Genomic DNA, 24,977 nt, shown 5'->3' with positions numbered 1-24,977 from the left:
TGGCACGCTTCATGGAACAACGATTACGGGCAAGGATCTTCCCCGCCCATATAAATACGGATGACCGCATCGATATATTGCATAACCTCGGTAGTCGTTCCGTACACCCGCGTAGACTGGCCCTCCTGCTCCCATTGTAAACCCTTCACTATACGTCAGGGTCAAGCTTGGGAGTAATGGGATTACCTATCGTCACCTGATTTTTTAGCAAACAAGTGGAAGAACGTACCTTCATTTACCGCTTTCCGTCGGATTTGCCGAAGCAAGTGGACAAAATCCAACTGTTTGCCGCTAAGCGTAACGACCCGCGTGCATGCCCCTACCCATGCATGGAGTTCTATTCTACTTGCTATCAAGTCATATCATCCCGCAGCGCATCAATGATATTCTCCCGCTTGATTGTGCTAACCGAATACAGCATGGTCACGAATACGATCAGGAGCACGCTGAACACACTGATGCCGATGCTGGCCCAGGGGAAGATATAGTCAATCTGGTCCGCGCCGCCAATGAACATCCCCCGGTAGATTAGCCAGGAGAAGACCAGCCCGATGGGAAGCCCGGATATAAGCGCCCTCATGCCATAAAAGGCACATTCGAAATTCATCATCCGCTGGAAATTGCGGTCAGACATCCCGATAGAGCGGAGCATCGCCAGCTCCCGGCGGCGCAGCTTGATGTTCGTCGAGATTGTGTTGAACACATTGGCAATCGCAATCAGCGAGATCATGATAATGAAGGTATAGGCGAACACGTTGATGATAAAAATCATATTGCGGCTCTCATCCATCATCGCATACACATTGTACAGCTTATACTCATCCGTAATTTGTGCGCCTTGGATCGTCTTCTCCATCTCCGTTACCGACTGTGCCGGATGCTTGGAGTGAAAGGTCAGGCCCTTCACTGCCGGCGGACTATCCACCGGCTCAAAATTGCCGATGAGCGAATAAGGAGCGATCACCCGAAAGAAGAACGGTTCACTGGAGCCGGAGCTTCCCGTAATCGGGAGTGTGTCCGGCGGTACGGTCTTTACGAACGTAACCGTTACGTCATGCCTCTGCCCAACCTTCGTCCCTCCCTCCGATTCAGGGGCAATGGTCAGGGTAGAGGACGAACGCTTGAACAAATTACGGAACTCGTCAGCTTCCTTCAGCCGCTTATCGTCGGCAGGACTCATCAATTTGGCAACGGCGATGAACTTGGCGTCCGGACCCGTATATTCCGCTGCGGGTAAGCCCAGCCCTTCAAGAATCTTCAGATAGGCGCTGTCATCCAGAAACTGCAGATCGACGGGCAGAGATACCTGCTCATCCGAGCGGACCGGCGAAGGAACAACTGCATTTCCTGCTTTTCCATCATTTCCCGCTTTCCCCGCGGCTCCCGAAGCCCCCTCTTCGCCCCAATAAGCATCCGAGAGATCGCTTGCCTGAGCTATCCCGGTCACTTTCATGAGCGTCTGGTAGGAGCTTTCCCAGATCCCGCCTGCGGTTCTGAGCTTGTCGTAGAGCGCCAGCATCTCACTGTCTTTCATAGATTGTGTGGCGAAGCCGATATCATAGGTGGTGAACGCAACTGCCCGCTCCGACATTTGCTTCATATATGTGACAAAAGCGCTGGCCGATATAAACAGCACGACGCTTAACATGAGCGACAGCACAATGCTGCGGTAGCGTTTCTTGTTTCTTTTGAAATTCTTAAGCGCAAGGGTGCCTTCGAGGCCGTAGATACGCTGCGCCCGCCCGGATGTCTTCACGGCCTTGGCTTCAACCTTAACCTCGTTCGACTGGCGGATACTCTCCATCACGGGAGTGCCTGCCGCCTTCCTGGCCGGAATATAGGCTGAGATCAGAATCGTGATCATGCTCAGCGCAGCTGCACAGGCAATGGCTGGAATGGACACCTGCAAGTTTAAAGGGACATGGGAATAGAGGATATTCCCGAAGTTCTTGGATACGACCGTTAGTACAAGTCCCATGCTGCCTATTCCCAAGAGAATGCCAACCGGTATTCCGGCAGCACCAATACACAGACCTTCGAACAACACGGCGTTACGCAGCTGCTTCGCTGTGGCTCCCACCGATGAGAGAATGCCGAACTGTCGTGTGCGCTCATTGAGGGAGATGGTGAAGGCGTTGTAGATCATGAAGATCGAACCGGTTACGATGATAAAAGCTACAATCCCCCCGACCGTGTACAGCAGAGCGGTGAGCAATTCATCGCTTGAGACGCCCATGAAGCGCAGCACATTATCGTTGTAGACGTAAGCATGGCCTGCGGCGGTGCTGTTTGCGTAAGCCTTCACTTCACGCGGGTGCTTCAGGCTAACATACAAGCTGAAGCTGTCCGCCCGTTCTGACGGATTAGCTCTGGTAATCAGGGTATAGCCTGGGGCAGCGGACTCCTCAAAAGCAGGTCTGGCGTAGATTCCTACAACCTTGTAGGTCTGCTCTGCCCGGGGCACCAAAGCTTCTGCGCCTTTCCCAGACTGGTCTCCCGCCAAAAAGACATCATGCTGGTTCAACTGCTGGTTGCCGTTCATCCGGTCTCCGACAGCCAGTGTGAGCGTATCGCCCTCAGCGAACTTGATCCCGCCATTCGACGCCAGATGGGACGGGACTAGAATTTCTCTGCTGCTATCTGGCATTCGGCCGGAAACCAGAGTGACAGGCAAGGTACCCGGGGAAGCTTCATCTTCATTAAAGCCTGCAATAAACAGATAAGGCTTATCCGGGTTCTTCCCGCCACTAAGTGCCGCGTAGCCGATATTCTCGAAGGATGCCGTACTGGATACGGCCTGATCGTGTGCCCGTTCCTGCACGAAGGAGGAATCTACAGCCGGGAACCCGATATGCCAGCCGCCGTATTTGGCGATGGAACCCTGGATCATATAGCTCTGCAAGGACACGGCGAAGGTGGAGACGGCAGTGATCATAGCGGTAGACAGGATGACTCCGATAATCGTTACGATGGTCCGCGTGCGGCTTTTTTTGAGGCTCTGGAGGGTAACCTTGTTGAAAATATTCATGTCCGTACCCGTTCGTCCCGCACAACCCTGCCGTCGGAGATGCCGATAATGCGGTCTGCCTGGAGGGCAATATTCTCGTCATGCGTGACGATGAGCAGGGTCTGCCGGTACTTCTGATTGCTTAATTTCAGCAGATTGATAATCTCATGTCCATTCCGGCTGTCCAGACTGCCCGTGGGTTCATCCGCCAGCATGACCGCTGGGGCATTCATCAATGCGCGTCCTATAGATACACGTTGCTGCTGTCCGCCCGAGAGCTGATTCGGCAGATGCGTTCTCCGGTCAGTCAGCCCCAGTAGCTCAAGCAAGTCGTTCAGCCGTTCCTCGTTGACCTTGCGTTTGTCCATCAGGATCGGCAAGGTGATGTTCTCCACCACATCCAGCGTAGGAATCAGGTTGTGGAACTGGTAGATCAGCCCGACCTGCCGCCTGCGAAAAATAGCCAGCTTGTCATTGCTCTGGGCATACACATCCTGTCCGTCCAAATAGACGTTGCCGCTTGTCGGCACATCGACACCGCCGATGATATGAAGCAAAGTGGATTTGCCGGAGCCGGAGGAGCCAATGATCGCCGTGAACTCCCCCTTCTCAATCGTCAGCGACACCTCGTCCAGCGCCGTAACCCGATTGTCTCCTTTCCCGTAGATCTTACTCAGCTTCTCAATTCTCAAAAACTCCATACTGCAATTCTCCCTTCACCTGATTTATCCCTATCATAGAGCCGCAAGCTTACATCTCTGTGACTTTCAGGTGAGAGATCTGTCACTTAGGGAAACGAAGCCTGAAGAGCGCACCGCCCTGCGGGTGATTATGTGCGGTAACGCTCCCTCCCTGCCGGGTGATAATCAGCTTGCAGAGCGCAAGGCCGATTCCGTAGCCGGTATGGTTAGGGCTGCTGCCGCGATAGTACCGGTCGAACAGCCGGGGGATTTCTTCCTTGCTAAAGCCCGGGCCGTTGTCATGCACCGTAAGCTCGGTGTACAGCGGATTGTCTGAGCAGATCAGCTCAATCTTCCCGTTCTCTCCTGCACTTTCCAGGCAATTCTTCAGGATATTCTGGATCGCTTCCGGGAGCCAGGCCGAATCGCCTTGGATCACTGCTCCAGCGGGGCAATCTATCCGTAAGTCTACATTGCGCAGCTCCATCTGGATTAGGAACGGACGAACAGCGGTGCGGAGCAGGCCGTTAATGGCGATAGGCCCGCTTTGAAATACAACAATGCCCGCATCCAAACGGGATAACTTAAGCAAGGAGGTAATCAGCCAATCCATCTGCATCAGCAGCTCCTCGGTCTCCCGTATAAAAGCTTTCCGCTCCTCTTCCGCAGGACTATTCGCAAGCAGCGTCATAATCAGGTTCACTGAGGTAAGCGGGGTGCGGAGCTGGTGGGCGATGTCAGCCAGTGAATCAGCAAGATGCCCCTTTTCCTTGATTAGCTCGCGGTTCTGATCCCGGATGCGCTGCGTCATTTTGGTAATCTCGCTATGTAAAATGGATAACTCGCCTTCTTCCGCATCAGCGATGAACAGATGGTCCGCATTATGCAGCACCCGGTCAATCTGATTAGAGATGCGCGCAATGCTCTTGTACCGGGCCCTGGTGAACAGCAAAAATGCTGTGCCGAAGGCAACAGCACAACCAGTGGCAAGGAACCCCGCTGCCGTATGTAAGGTGAACCCGATGGTAATCGCAACAGCAGACATGATGATATACAACAGGCTGAAGTGCCGGATCTCTTTATTCCGCAGCATCGCTGCACCCCAGCCGATATCCTGTTCCCCGCACCGTCAGAATGATCTGCGGACTTGCCGGATCACTCTCGATCTTCTCCCGCAAGCGCTTGATATAGACAGTTAGCGTGTTGTCATTAACAAATTCGCCCGCTGCGTCCCATAATTCGTCGAGCAGCCTGCTTCGCGTAATAATATTCCCGGGGTTGTTCACAAACACCAGCAACAGGCGGTATTCCAGCGCTGAGAGGTAGACCTCCTTGCCCTGCCGGGTTACAACACCGCTTGCCGGATCTACATGAAGCCCGCCGATGTCAAAAGCAGACCTGGTCCGTCCGCTCTTCCGCAACGCCGTTCCAATCCGCGCAATCAGTTCACGCGGGCGAAACGGCTTGGTAATATAGTCATCCGCCCCCATGTTCAGCCCGGTAACCACACTTGCCTCATCCCCGGAGGCCGTCAGGAAGATGACAGGCACCTCCCTTGTGGCCTTGATCTCCGTGTACACCGTAAAGCCGTTCCCGTCAGGCAAAGCAATATCGATCAGTGCCAGGTCAAACGGATTTCCGCCGAGCATGGCCACAGCCTCACTCCGCGTAGCGGCATGGGTAACTGTGAAGCCTTCTGAGCGGAGCAGCAGCACGAGATTTCTTGCAATGGCCTGATCATCCTCAACCAGTAATATTTGCGGCATTCTTCAGGGCCTCCATTTTATTTATTGTGCAGGCTGTGCCTGATCCGGCGCCTTTTGCTTCATAATCGGCAACATCATCATTGCGCCCAGGAGGAACAGAATTCCGGCTCCGCTGTAGATGGTACTGAGCGGCAAGGCACTCTTCAACGCACCGGCGAACGACATGGACACCACCATCATCCCGACGAACATCGGATTCAGCACCCCGTTGACCCGGCCGACAATCGAGCTATTAGACCATCTCAGAATCATCGTGCTGATCCCGATATGAATGCAAGGGAACATCAGCCCGTTCAGGAACTGGATCGTGAGCGTAAGCGGAACGCTTGTTGAGAACCCGACGATGGTGGTGCATACGGCACCTGCCAGCATCCCCATGGCGAGCAGCAGCTGGGGCGGAACTTTTTTGGCGAAGGCGGCCACCAGCCCTCCCCCGATCAGCATGGCTGCACCGTTAACCATAAGCATGTACTGGAGGAACTCCTTGCTTCGGCCCAGCCGCTCGGTGACGATGAACAGATTCAGTGCCTGGGCTGCGCCCACGGCAAGTCCCGCCAACACAAACGCAAGTCCGAGCATCCGCAGCACCTGACTCTGCCAGACATACCGGAAGCCCTCGGTGAAGTCCTTACGGAATTGCCCCTTCGCGGTAACTGTCCCTGCTTCCATATGATCCTCCGGCAGACGAATAAGCACAAGTGCTGACAGCAGAAAAGCCACGCCCATTACAGCGATGGAGATCTCAAGGCCGAAGGTGCTGTATACGAAAGTGCCTAACATTGGTCCGAGGACCATGAAGATAGCCATCAGTGATTGGAAGAGCGCCATCCCCTGCTGCAGCTGTTCCTCCGCCACATGGAATTTAAATAACCGCATGCTTGAAGGCTGTGAGAACTGCGACAGAATGGCCGAGATGAACGCGACCAGATACACCGATTCCCAAGAACCGAAGTGAATACTGAGCAGAACGGCGAATACCGATACCGCAGACAGGGAATCACACCAGATCATCGTCCGCTTCGGGCGCCACCGGTCCGCAAAAGTCCCTCCAATGAAGGAAAAAACAAAGATAGGCGCAAATTCAGCAACGCTGATCAGCGAAATGGCGTAGGGATCATTGTTGGTCCTCTCCGCAACATACAGCAGAATAGCAAAATTACGTACCCAGATCCCGATCTGCAGCAGCACGCTGGATAACAGAATCGTCTGGAGGAACTTGTTACGGAACAGGCTCGGTGGATTTGCGCTTTGGTCATACCGATTCAATCGTTTAACCCCCTATTGATTCATAAAATACGCTCAGCTACTTAAGTCCGGGTTCTCCTTTCACTGTCTATATTATACGGAGCGGACCGCGATCTTTAAAGCTATAAATGCGGGGACGGAGTGGATCAATTCACCCCGAAATATTCCTTCAGCCCCGCTACGAGTGCTGCCGCTACCCGGTTCTGGAAATCATCGGAGAACAGGGCGGCTTCTTCGGCAGCATTGGACAAGAAGCCTACCTCAAGCAGCGTAGCTGGCATGTTGGAATATTTCAGTACGATATATTTGTTATATTTAACCTTGCGGTCTGTGAAGCCGGTTGCCCCCAGCAGGTGCTTGTGCATGATATCGGCAAAAGCTCTACTCTCTTGACTGTAATAATAGGATTCGGTGCCGCGCACCTCAGGCCGTCCTTCTACCGAATTGGCATGGATGGATACAAAGGCATCCGCCTGAAGCTCATTGGCCATCTCTGCCCGTCTTTTATTGGCCGGATAGGTATCATCGCGGCGTGTCATTACCACCTGGAAGGCCGGATCCTTCAGCAGCAGGGCTTCCACCTTGAGAGCCAGGCTCAGATTAAAGTCCTTCTCCAGCGTCTTGGTGATTCCGATCGTACCGGGGTCCGCAGCACCATGTCCGGCATCAATAACAATAATCTTCTTGCCATTGCCAGGTTGAACCGGCTGTACAGGAAGAGGCTCCGGTGAAAGAGTGTTCAAGTCAACGACCAGGAGTCTGTAGGCTGCGTCCTCCTCTATGTAAGTGGTGTAACGTGAAACTGCAGTCAAAAACAGGGTGACCCGTACCGTGGAAGCGTCTGTCCCTGACAGCTCGTAAGCCATCCTGCTGACACCCGGGACTCCAGTAATCGCCTGCTCCCCTGATAGAGTACTGCTATCCCACAAGACGGTTTGTAAGAAATCTGCGGAGAATGACGTTAAGGGAAGCTCCACCACGATCTGCAGTGGTTCGTTTCCGGTATGTACGGATGGCTGGACATCGCCGGTAAAAGCAAGCATCAGGCGGTTATCGCTGAAGCTGAGCCCGCTCAGCGTTGAAGTCCCCGTTGCGATGACGGGCAGGGCCGCCGGAGGAGCTGTGCCTTCAGGATTTGCCGGGGCAGCGATCACTGCCGGATCTGTAGCAGGCCCGGAATCCGGCTGCACTGCTGGAGGTCCCGCTGAAGTTAAGCCCACCACCTTGCGGCTGTTGTCCCAGCTCACCTGGACGCCCATGGCTTCGCTGATGAATCTTAACGGGACAAGCGTGGTTCCGCTATGGTTGCGGGGCGCTGTGGACAGCGAATGGGAGGTTCCATCGATCAAAGCCTCCTTGTGGCCAATGGTTAGTTCAACGCTGCCGGATTCCTTCGGAATGGTTACGGTTCCAGCCTGTTGATTCCAGATGACCCCCATCCCCATATTCTCTGCAATGATCCGAAGGGGAACCATTACACTGCCGTTAATAATTTCAACCTTGTCTTTTTTTTGCATAGGGATTGCCTGACCGTCCAATACTATCGTGGGGTTTGTCTTCGCGGAGGCTTTGGCCTGACCGCTGAGCGGGAAGCACAAGAATAGCGCTGCCAGCAGGAGGAACCAATTACATTTTTTCATGCGTGCATCTCATCCATTTCATCTGATAGTAGAATTGCTGATTCTTAAATTAGACTCCAATAATTGGAATTGGTTGCGGAATTGAACATTTACAATTGGGTAAACACAAAAATGCGGCACCCCGTGGGGTACCGCATAATAATATTCTATACTCTTTATTGGACTTGCTTTAATTGAACGGTCTTCATATATTCCTTGAATTCCTCGGCGATTTCTTTGTACTTCGTATGGTGCAGGTAGTGGGAGCCTACCATTGGGATCAATTTACCCTGTGAAGACTGCTTCGCCTGCTCCTCATGCAACGGAATCCACTGCTTGTTGTGTTCGTTATTGGATTGCGCGAACAACAGCACCGGCAAATCCTGCGGGTAGGTCAGCTTTGAGCCGTTTTTGAAATTGGAACCAAGGTGGCTAAGCTCATTCATCAGCGTTGAATTACTGCCGTGCACGGCAGAGATGAATTTCATCTGTTCTTTGGTATGCTCATCATAGTCAAGCGATTTAAACGAATCTCCGCTGAGCTTCGTTAGCAGCCGCATCACACCTGAATCTTTAGCAAACTTCATCGCTCCGAGAGGCAATTTGACATCCATGCCAGGCTGGTTGGGAACACTACTGTCAATCCCTACAAAAGCTTCAACTTCATTCGGGTATGCATTCACATAAGACACGGCATAAAGTCCCGTGATGGAGTGGCCCATCAGGATGTAACGCTTCAGACCGAGTTGCTGCACCGCTTCATGAATTTCGCTGATGATATTCTCTGTCGTTCTTTCTTTGTCCGTTTCATCACTGAGACCGTAACCGAAAGGTTCAATTGCCACGACTTTGTAGGAAGGTGACAGTTCATCAATCAGCGGCTTAAAGTCCAGTACAGGCGACGGGGTCCCTTGCCCCGGCAGGAGAACGATAGTTTGCTCCCCGCTGCCTTGAATAGACACATTCATCTTTTTGCCCTCTACATTTACGTACTGCCCGTACGTTTCAATCTTCTTCTTATCGCTTCCGTTACTGATTACATTGACAACATACGTGATGCCTATGAGCAATACCAGTGCTGCGACAATGCCCCCGAGTATTTTCAACCATAAGTACCGCTTCTTGCGGCCCTTAGTCTCAGTGTTATTCTTTCCGGCCATCTCTGCCATGTCCATCTTCTCCTGTCTATGTCTCTGTTGATCCACCTTAGCGGTATATGTAGAGTCTACTTGAGCAAGATGTCCTCAACATGACGGCATTATGAACGGAGTATGAACACGGCTTCGTTGATTCAATCCATCCCGGTAATTGACCAGTTATGATCGACCTCCGGTACGATCGTCTGGCGCTCCCGGATGTAATGAACCAGCAACTCGCGGACGCTGCAGTCCGACTCCCAGTGCTTGACAGCGCTGACTAGTCCCGAAGCCTTCAACAGGCTGCTATAGCGGTAATTGTTGACGGCAAGCTGTAGCTCGTCCGTATCGGCAAGCGGTCTGCCCCGGTAGGCCAGATGGATGATCCGCTGGCCTACCGGCTGCGAGATGTCGATCTGATAATTAACCCCGGCAAACATATCATAGAGGTAGCTCGGCACCTCAGGATCGGCAGTAATATTCGTGTCCCCGTGTTGCCACTGCCGGAAATGTGAAGCGGAAGCTTCCATATAAGCCTTCAGCTCCTTGCCGGTGACGGTAACGACATACAGCACATTGTCAAAAGGATAAATGCGGTAGACGTCTGCATACGTCAGCGGTCCCTGCTTCAGGTCTGCGTTGTCGTTGAACAGGCTTGTAGCGGCAACATCCGCTCCGCTGGCCTCCAGCATGGCGCGCTGGATCAGGGTAATGACCGCCGTATCCTGCACCCGTCCGGCGGGCAGCCCTGCAGTCTCTTCAGGCTGGAAATCGGCGGCTGCATAGCCCAAAATGCCGCCCTCCCCTTCTATGGAAGAGCCACCACCGCCATCGGCGATGAACCGGAGGGTCTCTTCATGCGCCCCGGCAACCATACTGCGCAGTTCCGGGTCCGGCTCCCAGCCGCTCATATCTACCACCGTGACCTCCCGGCTAACGACCTTGGGCTGTCCGCCATCAACCTCAACCGTCAGGTCGAAGCGTACCACTTCCCGCCCCCGGTCTCGGGGCCCTCCAATGACGGTATTTCCTATACGCTGGTTCACGGTAATATGCATATGGCCGACCAGCAGCACATTTGCTTCAGGAACAAGCTCCGCAATCCGTCCGGCGGCATCCGAGCCGCCCTCTTCATCGAACTCTGCGACCATGCCCGCGTGGGCGCTGATCACAATGAGGTCCGCCTTTCCTTCCGCACGGAGAGAAGCCGCTATCGCCTGCGCGGTCTCGGCCATATGACCGAATCTTAGGCCCTCAACCTTGCCTCCGTCCCAGCGCGGAACGTTGGGGTTCGTCAGACCGATAACCGCAATCCTGATGCCGTGCTGTTCTAAGATCACATATGGGTCTGCAAAGGGTCTGCCTTCCGTGTCCCAGACATTGGCAGCAAGCACCGGGAAGCTCAGCTCCTGCCGGATTCGCTCTATCAGGCCAAGGCCGAAGTTAAATTCATGGTTGCCCAGGGTCAGCGCAGCATAGCCCATGGCATTAAGTGCTGACGCAACCGGATGCCTGTCCTCCGGCCGCTTATTGTAGACATCGTCAGTCAGCATATTTCCCTGGAAGACGTCACCGTTATCGATCAGCAGAATCTCCGTTCCGCTCTCTCTAAGTTCGCGGACATAAGCGGCTACTCTGGCGAGTCCGTCATTTACGGTATCGAGTCCGTCTTCATAACGGTAGCCCCACAGATTGCCGTGAACATCCGAGGTAGCGATAATCACAATCTTGCGCAGGTTATGGCTTGCTGCCGGTTCCATCATCTCATTCACCCTTCTTCGTCTCTTATTTCAGAATTGCGCCTGCGGTGAAGCTCTTCTCCATCTGGTCGCTGAACAGCACATAAGCAAGCAGAATCGGCAGCGTAGAGATTACCATTGCTGCGGCCAGCGGTCCCCAGCTAATGCTGTACTGGCCGCTGAAGTTCATCAGCCCGAGCGGCAGCGTCCGCAGCGATTCCTTCTGGATGAAGGTTGCCGCCATCAGCAGCTCATTCCACACGGCGAGGAACACGAAGATGGCAACCGAGGCCAGCGGCGGCTTCAGCAGCGGCAGCACGACCTTGAAGAAGGACTTCACTACCCCGCAGCCGTCAATGAACGCTGCCTCCTCCAGCTCCTTCGGCATGCTCCGCAGGAAGGCCGACAGCATATACACGCCAATTGGCAGATTCACAGCAATGTACGGCAGGATAATCGACAGCCGGGAGCTGAGAAGGCCGAGATTCTTTAGGATCATGAACAGCGGAATCAGCGTAGCATGAATCGGCACCATGACCCCCATGAGCAGAATGAACAGAATGAGTCCGTTATATTTGAATCTCATCCGTGTCAGCGCGTAAGCCATCATCGAAGCGAACAGCAGCACGCACAAGAGGGTAATCAGCGTAACTGACACACTGTTGAAGAAGTATTGATTCACCTTGGCGCTTACCCAGGCCTCTGAGAAATTGCTAAACCGCCATTCTGTGGGGAGCGCCCAGACCACTCCGCCGATAATCTCCGAATTATCCTTAAACGCACTTACCACAAGCCAGTATAGCGGGAACAACTGGAGGACGGCAATGAGGATCATCAACAGATAGATGCCTGTATTTTTCGTAGTCTTCAGCATGTCCGGTCCTCCTTAATATTCAATTTTTTCACGGGTCAGCACTTTATTGAGCACCCAGGCGATGATCAGACACTCCAGCACCATGAACACGGCAAGCGCACTGCCGTAACCGAAGTTCTGCTTCAGGAACGCTTCCTGGAACATTTTCAGCGCAATCATTGTTGTAGAATGCAGCGGTCCGCCGTTAGTCATCACATACACACTCTCAAAGGTCTTGAGCGCGTAAATCACGTTCAGCACGACGCAGATCCGCAGCACATCAGACAATAACGGAAGCGTGATATAACGGACTGCCTTCCAGCCGACAGCGCCGTCCAGCTTCGCGGCCTCATAGTACTGCTCCGAGATGCCTTGAATACCGGCGAACAGGATCAGCATATTATAGCCTACATAATGCCAGGTTGTTACGATCAGGACTGATAAGAGAGCTGTCTTGGTATCTCCAAGCCAGGCCTGCGCCCAGCTGCCGAGGTGAGCAGCTTCCAGCAGTGTGTTCAGCATCCCGATGTTCGGATCGTAGATTTTGACCCACAGCAGACTGACCATCGTCGTTGACATGACCACCGGGAAAAAGTAAATATTGCGGAACCATTTGCGTCCCTTCATTTTGCGGGAGACCAGCAGGGCCAGGCCGAACGAGAGCGGAAGCTGGACGAACACGCCTGTCAGCAGGAAGGCCACACTGTTCCATACCGCCTTCCAGAAGCTTTTATCCGCGGTGAACATCTTGGTGTAATTGTCCAGGCCCACGAAGGCCATAGGGTTAATCCCGTCCCACTCCTGGAAGCTGTAATACGCCGTCATGAGGATCGGCACGAAATAGAAGACCAGAAATACGGTTAAGCCGGGCACTAGAAACAAAGCGATTAATTTCTTATCCGAGAGCGCTCTTTCCATCACTATCCACCTATCAGAGTGCAGAAAAGCGATGCGGTCCAAGAGACTGCATCGCCTTTCCCCTATTATATTTGTAAAGCGTGTCTTACTCTGCCGAACGAAGCAATGTTTCCAGCTGGGCCGTGTATTCCTCAGGCGTCAGATTGCCGCCATAGAGCTGCTGCGTCATATCACGGTATTCCTGACCTGTATCTGCCGACAGCAGGCCGAACCACATCGCCTGGGTTTTAGCTGTTTTGCTGATATCAGAAGCATAAGCGGAGAGCTGCTCATTCTGCGACTCCGACTTCACTTCGCTTGATGCATAGCCCGGCAGGCCTTTGCGTACGAACTCATCATTGAGCTTAAGGGACAGCTTGATGGCGAATTCCTTGGCTTTGTCAAGGTGCTTGGAACTGTTGTTCACGAACAAGGAGTAAGGCGCCGCCGAGTTCTGGAAGCCGATCGTCGCACTGTAGACATCTTCTGCACCAGTCTTCGGGAATGCGATATATCCGAGATTATCGCCCATGGCCTTCGACAGCGCGCCGAAGTTGAAGCTGCCATCAATCCAGATCAGAGCCTTATCGTTCTTGAACAGCTCCTGGGCATCCAGGTAAGCCGAGCCGAGGAAGCCCTTCTGGAAGGCATTACTGCTAACCAGAGTGGCTATCTGCTTCGCTGCATCTACAAATGGAGCATCCGTAAACTTCGCTTCGCCTTTAATCGCATTATCGAAGGCGTTAACGTCCTGACGCGCTACGAGCAGATTGTACAGCAGATCGCCCTGCCATCTTTCTTTGCCGCCGAGGGCGATAGGGATGATCCCTTTATCATCGGCCTTGGTTACAAGCGCCTGAAGATCGTCCCAGGTTGCCGGAGGCGTAGCGCCCAGATCGCTCATCAGCTTTTTGTTATAGTAGAAGACCAAGGTTGTACTGATGTTGGAAGGAACGGAATAGATATTGCCGTCTTCCTCCTTCACCAGCTGGTTGTCCAGAAATTTCGCGCCAAGTCCCGTGGAATCCAGGGTGTCGTTCAGTGGGGCTACCGTTTTCGATTGCAGCACTGGTGTCCGGTAGGACTTCCCGGCATGCTGCTGGAAGACATCCGGAAGCTCATTGGCAGCCAGCGCAACACTGATTTTGGTCTTGTAGGTCTCATCCTGTATGTACTCATAATTCAAATCCACGCCGACTTCCGCTGCGGTAGCCTCGGCAGCAGCCTGATACATCGGATCTGCATCGAACATCCATAAGGAGACAGATTCCTTGCCTTCCGCCGCTTTTGCATCCTGTTTCTGAGTTGCCCCTTCGTTACCATTGGCTCCTCCGCAAGCACTAAGCACTATACTGCTAAGTGCGATGGATGCTGCAACTACCCCAAGCTTTTTTCCGAACATTTGTGTTGGACCACCTTTCAATATTTCGGGATTTGACTTACAGGTATCATCTTAACAAGTGAACCGCCGTGTACGAATGGAGATATATTGGTTCTAACAGTAAAATTTTTAGGTATGTCAGATTACTTTACACTCAATTTACGGGGCGTTCCCATGTTTACGGCAGCTTTACACAGGGTTAACTTTAACCGACAGAAAAGCAATCAGGAACAAAATTACCCAGCGGGTGAAGGATGCGGGTGCCTTCTCTGACCAGCCGCTTGTAAGGAGCAGTATTGTTGCACTTCTTGCAGGATTTCTCTATAAATGTTACGGGGTTGAAGTACAATGTTGCATTTTTTGCACAAATTTCGGTGGTTAGAGCGACTTAACGTTGGATTTGTTGCATTTCATGCAGGATTTCGGTATACGTCGCTTCTATTGAGCAGTATTGTTGCACTTCTTGCAGCATTCCTCTATAAATGTTACTGGCTGTGAAGAATGAGGACCACCTCCCGGCGTAGCAGCACCCCTTGTGTTCGGTTTTTTGATTACATTCGCGTACAAACCTATTCGCAGACGGGTAAATCATAATTTCTTAACATAGAAAAGCCCGGCTGCAAAACACCGGGCCCTGCCTACAGTTGCTCTTTATGTATCTAAATAGGAGCCGTTGTATACGGTATTAGGGGTCATTCCGTAACGTTTTTTGAAGCATTTGCTGAAATAGAACGGGTCCTTATAGCCCACCTGCCGGGCTATCGTCGCAATCTTGGGTGCCGGGGCTTCCTCCTCGGAGGTCCCCTGGCTAAGCAGCTTCATGGCTTCGCCAAGACGGACGTTCGTCACATATTCCACAAACGACTCGCCGGTCTCCTTCTTGAACGCATGGCTTAAATAGCTAGGGTTCACAAACAGGGCGCTGGCCGTACTCTGGAGTGACAACGTATCCTCGGCATAATGTGCCGTCACATAGGCGATGGTCTTGCCGATTAAGGCGGTGCTGCTGCTCTGCCGCTTCTGCGCACGGGTATCGCCTGCCTGCGGCGCCTGCACATCCCCGGCTTTGATTCTGAGCCGGTTGATATAGCGCTCTGCCCCCCACTTCTCTGTCAGCTGCGTCCGGATCGTGCGGAGAGCTTGTTCGACAGCATCCTCATCGACGGGCTTCAGCAGATAATGGTCCGCTCCAAGCGAGATGGCCTGCTGTGCATAAGAGAAATTATCGTAGCTGGTGATGAAAATCAGCTTAGCCGCCGAATTCAGCTTACGGACTTCCCCGATGAATTCAAGCCCGTTCATATTTGGCATCTCAATATCCGTAATGATGAGATCGATATGCTGCTCCCCGATGATCTGCAAGGCGGCCGAGCCGTCATCGGCTTCTGCGGCCACCTCGAACCCGGCGGCTTCCCAATCCACCAGACGGATCAGCAGCTGCCTGAAATAATACTCGTCATCCACAATCAGGACGCGGGCTACCGGTGCTGTGTTCATAGTCTGAGCGTCCCCTCTTCCTGTTCGTTCGTCTGCTTAAGCAGCGGCAAGCGCAGCTTCACTTCTACGCCCCGGCCCGGCTCAGAGGTTAGCAGGATTCCATAAGCCGCTCCGAACCGCAGGCGGATACGGTCCTGAATATTCCGGAGTCCGAAGCTGTATCTCTCCGCGCTGTCATGCTCCGACCAGATCAGCCGCTGCTGCTCTTCGCTCATGCCTTTGCCGTTGTCACGGACGGTGAAGCACAGCAGATTCTGTCCGTCCGTGCTTTCCGCTGCGCAGGTAATTTCACACCAGCCGCCGTCCGCCATTCCTCTAATGCCATGGTGTATCGCATTCTCAACCAGCGGCTGAAGCAGCATGGTCGGCACCAGGCAGGCTTCCAGTCCCGGCCCGAACGATATCCGGTAGTTCAGCTTAGGGAATCGGATCTGCTGAATATAGAGGTAGCTCTCCAGATGCTTCTGCTCCTGGGCCACCGTTATCAGCTCCTGTCCGTTGCTAAGCGATATCCGGTAGAACTCACCCAGCGCCTTCAGCATCTTGCTGATGTCCTTCGCCCCCGACATCACAGCCATCGCACGGATCGTGTCCAGTGTATTGTACAGGAAATGAGGCTTGATCTGCGAATAGAGCAGCCGCAGCTCCAGCATCCTTTTGGTCTGCTCTTCCGTCTCCACCTGGACCATCAGGCGCTGGATGCGCTCCACCATTTCATTGAAGGTAGCTCCCAGCCGGCCGACCTCGTCCTCGGAATCGGCGGCCGCGCGCCGCTCCAGATTCCCGCTGCCCACCTCGACTATCACCTCGCTAAGCTGGCTGAGCGGCCGGGTCAGCCGGCGGGCGAACAGAATAGACAGGAGGACGGCCGACAGGATGCTGATCAGGCCGAACCCGGCCAGCAACAGGGCGATTTTCCAGTACCCGTAGGTTAGCTCTGATATCGTCACCAGCTGGACTACCTTCCAGTCATAGGGAGCGAGACTCTGCATGGATACTAAATAACGGTCACTGGCGACTGCCTGGGTCCGGGTCCCTTGTGAGACTGACTTGATCCAATCCGTGAGGGATTCCTCGGGAACCGGCTGGTTCACCCTTGAGGCTTCATTCGCAGAGATGATTCTTCCGTTTCGATTAATGACCAGCGTAGCGCTCTCCGGGTTCTGTTCATTATGATAGAGGCGGGCAAGTGTCCGCTCGTCAATGTTGACATAGATATAGCCCAGCGGGGTCCCCTTCTCCATGCTCTTAATGACCCTGCCCACACTGATCATGTTCTTATGCTTCATCCCGGACAGAAAGGCAGGCGTAAGCGAATCCGCCCACACCGCACCGCCTCTGGCTGCATCAATCTCCGCCCGGGGATAGATTCCAAGACTCTCCCGGGTCACTCCGGTCAGATTGGAGGTGTAATAAAGGTTGCCGTTCAAGGATTCAATAATAACAGAATCAATATTCGGTTCGGTCACCAGCATCGCAGCCAGTGTATTGTAGATCGACTTCAGTGCAGCCACATCATTGCCATCACCGGTATCTCTGCTGAGCAGCTTCTGGGTGTCCTGATTGATCAGCACGAACTTCGTGAAATTCTGGACCGACTGGAACACCGTCTCCATCGACTGTTTGACCAGCCTCACTTCCTGCTGTGAACTTGCCGTGGTTCTCTCCAGGGTCTGATTGAAGACAATCCGCTGAATGCTGACCATGAAGATCACCAGTGCCAGCAGGACAATCAGGAGGTTGCTTAGCAGAATCTTCCGCCGCAGCGGCATACTACCGCTGAACAGAAAGGGCAGCTGCGACTTTAGCCTCTTCAAGAGGGATGGATATGGCATGAACCGCTTCATCGTTCCCTCCGTTACATGTATGGTTGTACATGTATTATACACAAATTACAACAACAGAAAAGCAGCAGCTCTCCATAACTTAGAGAAACCGCTGCTTGCGGGGAGTTGCGGGTAATCAGATAGAGGACCGAATAGCCCAGTTGCTTCCGGGCAGCATAATGCTCACCTCTCCGCGGCCTTTGCAGTGTTAGCAAGGCTTTCAGGCAACAGCCCCTGCAAAGCTTGCAGCAGCCGGGATTCCGTAGCATCGGTCATGGCTTTGGCCGGAAGCACAAGGGTATATACATATTCATTGCGGAGGACAGATACCGCCTTGAATTGCGGGAAATTCTTGAACTGGCTAATGACCCCCTGCCCGCTCCGGCTGCACTGTTTGATTTCGAACAGCTCGGTAGGAACGGTGAACCCGGTCTGAATCACCTTGGACATCGCTTCCTTAGCTGTCCAGAGTAAGGTCAGAAAGAGCGGCGTTGCAAGCAGGGTACCCGGCTCGTTGTTCAGTTCTTCCTCCTGACTGCTGGTGATTCTTCTGATGGCCTCCACGGCCTTCTCGTCCACAAGCTCCATATCAACGCCTGCCAGTAGACGCGGATCATAATCCACCGCTGCTCCCAGCGTATCGCAATGGGTAATGCTCACCCGGCGGGTGCTTCCCGCTACAAGCGGCTGGCACAGAATGCCGTGTTCGATCTGAATCCCGGCCAGATCCTCCTGCTCACCAGCCACAGCCATTTTGGCTGCCAGCTTACCCAGCAAATAGCTATTGCGTCTTCTGGGATAATGGAAGCCGTAATACTTCTTCTTCTCCTCCGCGCTGAGATAATCGAGTGGCCCCCCCTCCGGCGGCAACGAAACCAGACTCAGCTTCAGCGGGTAACATCCCTCCTCTCCTTCCAGCTCCAGTTGAATTCGTCTCACGGTCTCGGAGAGAAACACATGGTATGACTTTGGCAAGCTAGTAAATTGCATCTTTAGTCCCCCCTAAGGTATCATTCACAATCTCATTCAGCTTCTTCAGCTCGCTGGCCATCGGCGTAATCATTGAGCGGACCTTATGGGCCAGCGGCTTGCCGAGAATATACTTGCTGAAGTTCTCCAGTGTACCCGACGGGCTCAGATCGAGCAGCAGCCGCGGCCCGCCGGCAGTCAGACCTTCCAGTGCCGTGCGGAAATTCATTGGCTTCCTCACCACATCCCACAGGAAGGATTCATCCACCGTATGCACCTTCCCCCCGGTCATGGCCGATACCAGTGTCACTCCCCGAGCAGGCTTCTTGTAATCGAACTTTTGCATATATGTACGGTAAGGCTTTTCCAGTTCATCGATGAATGCGGAATGAAAGGCGTAGTTCACAGGCAGCTTCAGGCTGGCTACGCCCTGTTCTCTGAGGAACTGCTGGATTTCGGCGGTATGCCCGCTTCTGCAAGCGATGGTGAAGTGACTGTCGAAGTTAACTGCGATCAGCTCGGAGCGGGTGTGAAGCTTCGCGTTCCAGTGATAGAGCTGCACATGATCTAGAACAGCAATCATCGCGCCGTTGTCGCAGGTATCCTCGAGTAGCCGTACTTGCGTAACAATCAGCTCCAGCACCTGTTCAGGCGTCAGTACCTTGGCCACCGCCAATGCCACATACTCCCCGAGACTGACTCCCAGCGTGTAGCGCGGGGTTATTCCCTCAGCTTCCAGAGTCTCCGCCAATGCGTATTGCACCATGAAGATTGCAGGGTGGGAATAGACAATATTTTCGAAGCTGGCGCCCTTACCTCGTGAGTTCTGATACAGTTCTTCGATCACGCTCTTGCCGGTCAGCTGATGAACAATCCGGTCCAGGCGTTCCATCGATTGCCGGAATACCGGCTGCTTCCCGAACAATTCAAGCCCCATCTTATTATATTGCGAGCCTTGCCCCGAGAACATAAACACGATTTCGCTGTGCATTTCCGTACCCCCTGATTGTAGAGCGGCTTATTTGAAATCAAGCAGTCTGGCATTATTCTTACGGTTCCTGAATTTCACAAAATGATTGATATCATCAATCTGGAAATACAGATTATTTTTGTAGAGATAGCTCATCTCTTTGCCTGGCGGATCGCCGAAGGAATGTCCCGGGTATACCCGGGTGCTGGGAGGAATCAGCCGGATGAGCCGGTGGATGCTGTTGAACATATCCTCTGCCGAGCCTCCGCTACTGTCACATAAGCCGCAGCCTTCAATAAATACCGTATCCCCGGAGAACAGATGGTCCTGCCCCCAGTAACAGACACTTCCCTGCGTATGTCCGGGCGTCACAAGACAGGTGATTCGTGAATCACCGATACGAATGAGGTCCATATCCTCGACGGTGCGGAGCCTGTTGCAGCGGTATTTATAGTAATCGGCCTCGGTTTTGGAGATGTAGACAGTAGGACGATAGAGCAGTTCAAGCTTCTTCACCATATTGGTATGATCAAAATGAGAGTGGGTCAGCAGAACAGCCGTGACTGTGGCCTCATGCGAATCCAGAATACGGATCATCTGTGATACATCCCAAGACGGATCAACCACAAAAGCTTTGCGGGAGGTCTTGTCAATACCGAGATAAGCGTAGTTCAGGAAATTCATACATTGTGTTTTGATCGTAAACAGATCATAGGTTGCTTCCATGCCTGCCTCCTTGAAGATTTGATAGATCTAATTTCCATAATTTACAGGATGGATCTATTAAATTATCATCTACTTTTTCACGAACTGTCAATGAATGTTATTGCTTCCATAACAAAAAGCCTGCAATCTAACATTGCAGACTTTTTGCTATGGAAGCATATAATTTATTTTATAGCAATTCATGTTTTTTATTGTTATCTACAGATTCTCACCATGACTGGCGATACAGTCCTTATACCAGTAGAACGAATCTTTTCTGACCCTTCTTAAGGTGCCTTTGCCATCATTGTCTTTATCAACGTAGATCAAGCCGTATCTCTTCTTCATTTCACCTGTTCCGGCACTGACCAAATCAATGCATCCCCATGGAGTGTAGCCAATCACTTCTACCCCATCTTCCAGAATGGCTTTTTTCATCTCATCCACATGACGCCTGAGATAGTCAATTCGGTATGGATCATGCACTGAGCCATCCTGATCAAGTGTGTCAACGGCCCCGAGCCCATTCTCTACTATAAAAAGTGGTATTTGGTACTTGTCATACAGCAAGTTCAGCGTAATTCTTAGGCCGACCGGATCAATCTGCCAACCCCAATCACTGGCCGGCAGCAGCGGATTCTTGTACCCGCTGATCTCATTTCCCTCGCTCTTGTCCTGGTATGTGGGATTAGCCATCACAACGGAGCTGGAATAATAGCTGAAGCCGATATAGTCTACAGTTCCTTCAGTTAGAATCCTTGCATCCTCCGGCTCTGTCTGGATTTCCAGATGATGCTGCTTCAGGAAGGCATAGTACGCCGGCGGGTACTTCCCTCTGACATGAACATCAAGCAGAAAGTAGGCTTGTTGAAGCTTTTTGACATGAGCCAACACATCATCAGGATCACAGGTCGCAGCGTAAGACGTTGGATGAAGGAACATACCGCCTATTACGAACCCGGGATTGATTTCTTTTCCCAGCTTGACAGCCCTTGCACTGGCTACCAGCATATAATATGCTGCCTGGTACATTGTCTGCAGCTTATTCTCCCCTTCAGCCCATTTGATACCACCTGGCTTCCAGGGCTTCCGCACAATCATGTTGATTTCATTGAAAGTCATCCAATACTTGACCTTGGTGCAGTATCTGGTATAGATGGCTTGGCAGTAACTCAAGTAGAAATCAATCAATTTGCGATTGCGCCATCCTCCGTATTCCGTCACCAGATGATATGGCATCTCGAAGTGCGAGATAGTGACTACCGGCTGAATTCCGTAGGCTAGGCAAGTATCGAACAGGTCATCATAGAACTGCAGCCCTTCCTCATTCGGCTCTGCTTCATCCCCGTTCGGGAAGATCCGGGTCCAGGCGATACTGGTTCTGAAGCATTTGAACCCCATCTCATGGAACAGCTTGATATCTTCCTTATAGCGGGAATATAAATCACTTGCCTCATGGCTGGGGTAGTACACATTCTCTTCAATTCCATCGGTAATTCTCCGCTCCACACCATGGGCAGCTGCTGTCATTACATCTGCAACACTGACACCCTTGCCGCGCCGGTTCCAGCCCCCTTCAACCTGATTGGCTGCTACAGCGCCTCCCCACAGGAAGTCTTCTGCTAACTTGCTCATGACGTCCCCTCCTTCAGACTTGAATGCGCAGCAGGTGCTGAGTCGGGGCAACATGACCGGCAGTAACCTGTTCTACACCTTGATAATCAAATGTATTAGAGATAATAATGGGAACGACGGTATCATATCCGGCTGCCCGGATCGCTTCCACATCATATTCCAGCAGCACATCACCTTGCCGGATAATCTGATCCTGCTGCACATGTGCAGTAAAGTGCTTGCCTTTCAGTTTGACCGTATTGATTCCGACATGTACCAGCATCTCAACACCTGCATCGGACATTAGACCGATCGCATGACGGGTTGGAAATAAGGATACAACCTTTCCGTTAAACGGGGCATATACCTTTCCATCCACGGATTCAACGGCCGCTCCGCTGCCCAGAGCAAAGATCGGATCGTCAATTGCTGAGATATCTTTGATTGTTCCATTAATAGGGGAGCAGATCATAAGGGGGCCTGCCGGACGGGCAGTTCCGCTGGTCACAGGACTAACCGGTGTGGCAGGAGTCCCGGAAGCTGCATTAGCGGTTGCCGGTATATCCTCTTCTATGCCCCAGATCAGCACAGCACCCATAGCAAGAGTAATACTGATTGAAATACCAATTATGATGTGAATGTAGCTGTCCGCAATATACGTTGGCAATGCCAGGATGCCCGGCAAGATTAAGGCGGTAGCACCGCCGCCCCAGAAGTTGATATAAGCGGCTCCAATACCACCGGCTAACATCGCACAGATAAAGGGTCTTTTGTACTTTAGATTAAATCCGAAGATCGCCGGCTCCGTGATTCCAAACAATGCGGTTACACCGCTGGATAATGCACTTGACTTGCTGGCTTTATGTTTCAATAAAAGGAATACCCCAAGACAAGCCCCGGCTTGAGCCAGATTCCCTGTCAGATTCGCCGGAGAAATTACGGAATAGCCGTACTCCGCAATTAGCTGGCTGTTGATAGGTGTAATCGCATAGTGCATGCCGAAGATAATCAGAATCGGTCTGAAGGTTCCGAACAAGAAGGAGCCTATGACACCATTCACGGTATACAAATAGGTAACAACTTCGGCTACACCCTTGCCGATGTAGGTTCCAAGCGGCCCGATGGCAATCAGTCCCAGGGGAACCATAATGAATAGCACAAGCATGGGTACGAATAGAATTTTGAACATATCCGGGATACGTTTATCTACGAATCGGTATACATAACTCATTACCCATACTGAGAGGATGACCGGAATAATGGTAGATTTATAATTCACCAGCAGCAATGGAAGCCCGAAAAAGCTCAAGCTGGTAATTCCTGTCTCCGCTGCTTTGGCCGCACCCTCCATAATAGTAGGGTACATATACGCTCCTGCGAGAGCAACCGCCAAATATTCGTTTGTTCTGAATTTCTTGGCTGCACTAACCGCAAGGAAGAAGGGGAAGAAGTAGAAGATCAGATCACTAATCAGGTTAAATGTTACATACGCGCCGCTTGTTGTCTCCAAGAGCTTCATGGTAGTCAGAATGGCCAGTACAGACTTAACCATCCCGCATCCGATCAATACTGGAATTACAGGCCCGAATATACCTGCAATCGTCTCTACAACCCGTGATATCACATTCTTTTTCTGCTTCACACTCTTGACTTCAATATCTAAATTCTCCAGATTGAGTCGTTCACTAACTGCATCGAATACGATTTTGACTTTGGCACCAATTATGATTTGCAGCTGTCCGCTGTTGAACTGGGCTCTGAGCACACCTTCCAATCGATCAAGCGCTTTCAAATTGACCTGAGATTCATCTTTCACATTGAATCTCAATCTTGTCGCACAATGGGTGGCATACGTAATATTATCCTGACCTATGTTGGCAATAATCTCTTTTGCCAAATCTTCTGTTGTCATAAATTCCCCCGCCTTCTTAGCTGTCTTTACTTGCCCCCGGCCAGATGGTATAACATCTTCTCACGTAGAGTTGAAGTATCCTTACCGAAGATTTCTGCAATCTTATAAGCGAACGGATAAGGCGTTGCCGGCCCCTGGCTCGTAACAAGATTCTGATCTGCTACAACAACCTGGTCTTTGAAAATACCGCCAATCAGCTTTTCCGCATAGCCTACATATCCAGTTACCTCTTTGCCTTCAATGACTTTAGCGTCGGATAAGACAACGGTTCCCGAGCACATTGCAGCAATGTATTTGTTGTTCCGGTTGAAGTCTTGCACCATTGCAATAACTTCCGGATTCTCTTTCAGATTCTGTCCGCCTGGCCGGCCGCCCGGCAGAACAACCATGTCGTACGCTTTAACTTCTTCGCCAAAAGGCTTGTCACCCTCCACATAAATGCCGTGCATGCCCTTGACCAGCTTGTCTCCGAAATAGAATGTATCACAGGTCAGTCCGGCTCTTCTCAAGATATCTACAATGGTTAATGTTTCGCCTTCTTCATAACCCTCTGCCATCAGTACTGCTATTTTACTCATGATGTGTATTCCTCCTATTCAGCATCAAATGCATTGAAATATACCATGCGGTTTTTGACAGCCATACTATCTCCACCTAGTGCATCTACCAGTGCATAAGCGAATGCATACGAGGTTGCCGGTCCCCGGCTTGTGATCAGGTTCCCGTCAATGACAACAACTTCTTCCTTAAAGGTGCCGCTCGTTTCAATCTTGTCCTCATAACCGGCATAAGCGGTGAAATTCCTATTCTCAAGCACCCCTGCTTTGCCTAGTGCAAGAGGAGCTGCACATATGGCTCCTACAAATTTCCCCGCTTCATTCATCTCTTGAAGCAGTCTGATGACCCGGTCGTCATCACGAAGATTAGCCGCTCCCGGCATGCCTCCGGGCAGTACGATCATGTCATAGCTTTTAACATCGTCACTAATAATTGCATCTGCTTTGACTACAATGTCGTGACTGCCGCGAATGAGTTCACCTGCTGTACTGAACATATGGCACTCGATCTGCGCCCGTCTCAAAATATCCACAATGGTCAGTGTTTCACTCTCTTCAAATCCTTCTGCCAGTATAACTGCAACTTTGCTCACGTTCATACCCT

General features: G+C 51.9%; 21 protein-coding genes. All 21 read right to left on the bottom strand.

Annotation, left to right across the window (positions count from 1 at the left end):
* Positions 1–23: 23 nt before the first annotated feature.
* A complete protein-coding gene (locus NYE24_RS03815) occupies positions 24–149 on the bottom strand; it encodes a hypothetical protein (RefSeq protein WP_256705328.1) in 126 nt (41 codons plus the stop codon).
* Between the two features lie 203 nt (positions 150–352).
* Positions 353–3,028, bottom strand: coding sequence for an FtsX-like permease family protein (locus NYE24_RS03810; RefSeq protein ID WP_342478082.1), 2,676 nt, complete (start codon positions 3,026–3,028; stop codon positions 353–355).
* Entirely contained in the window at positions 3,025–3,708 is a 684-nt protein-coding gene (locus NYE24_RS03805) for an ABC transporter ATP-binding protein (RefSeq protein WP_036690812.1), read from the bottom strand. Before NYE24_RS03805 ends, NYE24_RS03810 begins: the two co-directional genes overlap by 4 nt.
* Before the next feature lie 82 nt (positions 3,709–3,790).
* Positions 3,791–4,780, bottom strand: coding sequence for a HAMP domain-containing sensor histidine kinase (locus tag NYE24_RS03800; protein ID WP_342478081.1), 990 nt, complete (start codon positions 4,778–4,780; stop codon positions 3,791–3,793).
* On the bottom strand, positions 4,767–5,453 hold the full coding sequence (locus NYE24_RS03795) for a response regulator transcription factor (protein WP_341025332.1): 687 nt from the start codon (positions 5,451–5,453) through the stop codon (positions 4,767–4,769). The genes NYE24_RS03800 and NYE24_RS03795 overlap by 14 nt, the downstream gene beginning before the upstream one ends.
* Before the next feature lie 21 nt (positions 5,454–5,474).
* Positions 5,475–6,719 carry an MFS transporter gene (locus NYE24_RS03790; protein ID WP_341025331.1) on the bottom strand — a complete coding sequence of 415 codons (1,245 nt, stop codon included), beginning with the start codon at positions 6,717–6,719 and terminating at the stop codon, positions 5,475–5,477.
* A 125-nt stretch (positions 6,720–6,844) separates the two neighbouring features.
* A complete protein-coding gene (locus NYE24_RS03785; protein WP_342478080.1) occupies positions 6,845–8,338 on the bottom strand; it encodes an N-acetylmuramoyl-L-alanine amidase in 1,494 nt (497 codons plus the stop codon).
* Between the two features lie 155 nt (positions 8,339–8,493).
* On the bottom strand, positions 8,494–9,486 hold the full coding sequence (locus NYE24_RS03780) for an alpha/beta hydrolase (RefSeq protein WP_051493153.1): 993 nt from the start codon (positions 9,484–9,486) through the stop codon (positions 8,494–8,496).
* Positions 9,487–9,608: 122 nt separating this feature from the next.
* The gene (locus NYE24_RS03775; RefSeq protein WP_342479196.1) at positions 9,609–11,216 is read right to left on the bottom strand and encodes a 5'-nucleotidase C-terminal domain-containing protein; all 1,608 of its coding nucleotides are present in this window, start codon (positions 11,214–11,216) and stop codon (positions 9,609–9,611) included.
* 22 nt (positions 11,217–11,238) lie between these two features.
* A complete protein-coding gene (locus NYE24_RS03770) occupies positions 11,239–12,066 on the bottom strand; it encodes a carbohydrate ABC transporter permease (RefSeq protein WP_036690803.1) in 828 nt (275 codons plus the stop codon).
* Positions 12,067–12,078: 12 nt separating this feature from the next.
* The gene (locus NYE24_RS03765; RefSeq protein WP_036690801.1) at positions 12,079–12,963 is read right to left on the bottom strand and encodes a sugar ABC transporter permease; all 885 of its coding nucleotides are present in this window, start codon (positions 12,961–12,963) and stop codon (positions 12,079–12,081) included.
* Between the two features lie 85 nt (positions 12,964–13,048).
* A complete protein-coding gene (locus NYE24_RS03760) occupies positions 13,049–14,344 on the bottom strand; it encodes an extracellular solute-binding protein (RefSeq protein ID WP_036690797.1) in 1,296 nt (431 codons plus the stop codon).
* Between the two features lie 630 nt (positions 14,345–14,974).
* A complete protein-coding gene (locus NYE24_RS03755; protein WP_342478079.1) occupies positions 14,975–15,820 on the bottom strand; it encodes a response regulator in 846 nt (281 codons plus the stop codon).
* Complete coding sequence (locus NYE24_RS03750) at positions 15,817–17,637, bottom strand: sensor histidine kinase (RefSeq protein WP_342478078.1); 1,821 nt, start codon at positions 17,635–17,637, stop codon at positions 15,817–15,819. The genes NYE24_RS03755 and NYE24_RS03750 overlap by 4 nt, the downstream gene beginning before the upstream one ends.
* A gap of 192 nt (positions 17,638–17,829) precedes the next feature.
* Positions 17,830–18,636: a 4'-phosphopantetheinyl transferase superfamily protein gene (locus tag NYE24_RS03745; protein WP_342478077.1), complete on the bottom strand. Its 807-nt coding sequence runs from the start codon at positions 18,634–18,636 to the stop codon at positions 17,830–17,832.
* A complete protein-coding gene (locus NYE24_RS03740) occupies positions 18,623–19,606 on the bottom strand; it encodes an acyltransferase domain-containing protein (protein WP_342478076.1) in 984 nt (327 codons plus the stop codon). Before NYE24_RS03740 ends, NYE24_RS03745 begins: the two co-directional genes overlap by 14 nt.
* 27 nt (positions 19,607–19,633) lie before the next feature.
* Positions 19,634–20,311 (bottom strand): MBL fold metallo-hydrolase, encoded by a 678-nt coding sequence (locus NYE24_RS03735; protein WP_036690782.1) that lies wholly within the window; start codon positions 20,309–20,311, stop codon positions 19,634–19,636.
* A 198-nt stretch (positions 20,312–20,509) separates the two neighbouring features.
* Positions 20,510–21,925, bottom strand: coding sequence for a 6-phospho-beta-glucosidase (locus NYE24_RS03730; RefSeq protein ID WP_036690779.1), 1,416 nt, complete (start codon positions 21,923–21,925; stop codon positions 20,510–20,512).
* A 13-nt stretch (positions 21,926–21,938) separates the two neighbouring features.
* A complete protein-coding gene (locus NYE24_RS03725) occupies positions 21,939–23,816 on the bottom strand; it encodes a glucose PTS transporter subunit IIA (protein ID WP_342478075.1) in 1,878 nt (625 codons plus the stop codon).
* Between the two features lie 26 nt (positions 23,817–23,842).
* Complete coding sequence (locus NYE24_RS03720; protein WP_342478074.1) at positions 23,843–24,394, bottom strand: DJ-1 family glyoxalase III; 552 nt, start codon at positions 24,392–24,394, stop codon at positions 23,843–23,845.
* Positions 24,395–24,408: 14 nt separating this feature from the next.
* Positions 24,409–24,966, bottom strand: a complete 558-nt coding sequence (locus NYE24_RS03715) for a DJ-1 family glyoxalase III (RefSeq protein ID WP_342478073.1) — start codon at positions 24,964–24,966, stop codon at positions 24,409–24,411.
* Positions 24,967–24,977: the final 11 nt, after the last annotated feature.

Origin of the sequence: Paenibacillus sp. FSL H7-0350, from assembly GCF_038593195.1 — a bacterium.
In the GTDB taxonomy this organism is placed as follows: Bacteria; Bacillota; Bacilli; order Paenibacillales; family Paenibacillaceae; genus Paenibacillus_AQ.
Note: the sequence above shows the minus strand (reverse complement) of the source record. Positions and strands in the feature narration are given on the sequence as shown.

Bases quoted from the DNA above. Each gene is read 5' to 3' on its own strand.
- NYE24_RS03800 (WP_342478081.1), bottom strand. From the start codon at position 4,780: ATGCTGCGGAATAAAGAGATCCGGCACTTCAGCCTGTTGTATATCATC.
- NYE24_RS03805 (WP_036690812.1), bottom strand. From the start codon at position 3,708: ATGGAGTTTTTGAGAATTGAGAAGCTGAGTAAGATCTACGGGAAAGGA.
- NYE24_RS03810 (WP_342478082.1), bottom strand. From the start codon at position 3,028: ATGAATATTTTCAACAAGGTTACCCTCCAGAGCCTCAAAAAAAGCCGC.
- NYE24_RS03740 (WP_342478076.1), bottom strand. From the start codon at position 19,606: ATGCACAGCGAAATCGTGTTTATGTTCTCGGGGCAAGGCTCGCAATAT.
- NYE24_RS03795 (WP_341025332.1), bottom strand. From the start codon at position 5,453: ATGCCGCAAATATTACTGGTTGAGGATGATCAGGCCATTGCAAGAAAT.
- NYE24_RS03730 (WP_036690779.1), bottom strand. From the start codon at position 21,925: ATGAGCAAGTTAGCAGAAGACTTCCTGTGGGGAGGCGCTGTAGCAGCC.
- NYE24_RS03760 (WP_036690797.1), bottom strand. From the start codon at position 14,344: ATGTTCGGAAAAAAGCTTGGGGTAGTTGCAGCATCCATCGCACTTAGC.
- NYE24_RS03770 (WP_036690803.1), bottom strand. From the start codon at position 12,066: ATGCTGAAGACTACGAAAAATACAGGCATCTATCTGTTGATGATCCTC.
- NYE24_RS03735 (WP_036690782.1), bottom strand. From the start codon at position 20,311: ATGGAAGCAACCTATGATCTGTTTACGATCAAAACACAATGTATGAAT.
- NYE24_RS03745 (WP_342478077.1), bottom strand. From the start codon at position 18,636: ATGCAATTTACTAGCTTGCCAAAGTCATACCATGTGTTTCTCTCCGAG.
- NYE24_RS03725 (WP_342478075.1), bottom strand. From the start codon at position 23,816: ATGACAACAGAAGATTTGGCAAAAGAGATTATTGCCAACATAGGTCAG.
- NYE24_RS03755 (WP_342478079.1), bottom strand. From the start codon at position 15,820: ATGAACACAGCACCGGTAGCCCGCGTCCTGATTGTGGATGACGAGTAT.
- NYE24_RS03720 (WP_342478074.1), bottom strand. From the start codon at position 24,394: ATGAGTAAAATAGCAGTACTGATGGCAGAGGGTTATGAAGAAGGCGAA.
- NYE24_RS03775 (WP_342479196.1), bottom strand. From the start codon at position 11,216: ATGATGGAACCGGCAGCAAGCCATAACCTGCGCAAGATTGTGATTATC.
- NYE24_RS03780 (WP_051493153.1), bottom strand. From the start codon at position 9,486: ATGGCAGAGATGGCCGGAAAGAATAACACTGAGACTAAGGGCCGCAAG.
- NYE24_RS03765 (WP_036690801.1), bottom strand. From the start codon at position 12,963: ATGGAAAGAGCGCTCTCGGATAAGAAATTAATCGCTTTGTTTCTAGTG.
- NYE24_RS03785 (WP_342478080.1), bottom strand. From the start codon at position 8,338: ATGAAAAAATGTAATTGGTTCCTCCTGCTGGCAGCGCTATTCTTGTGC.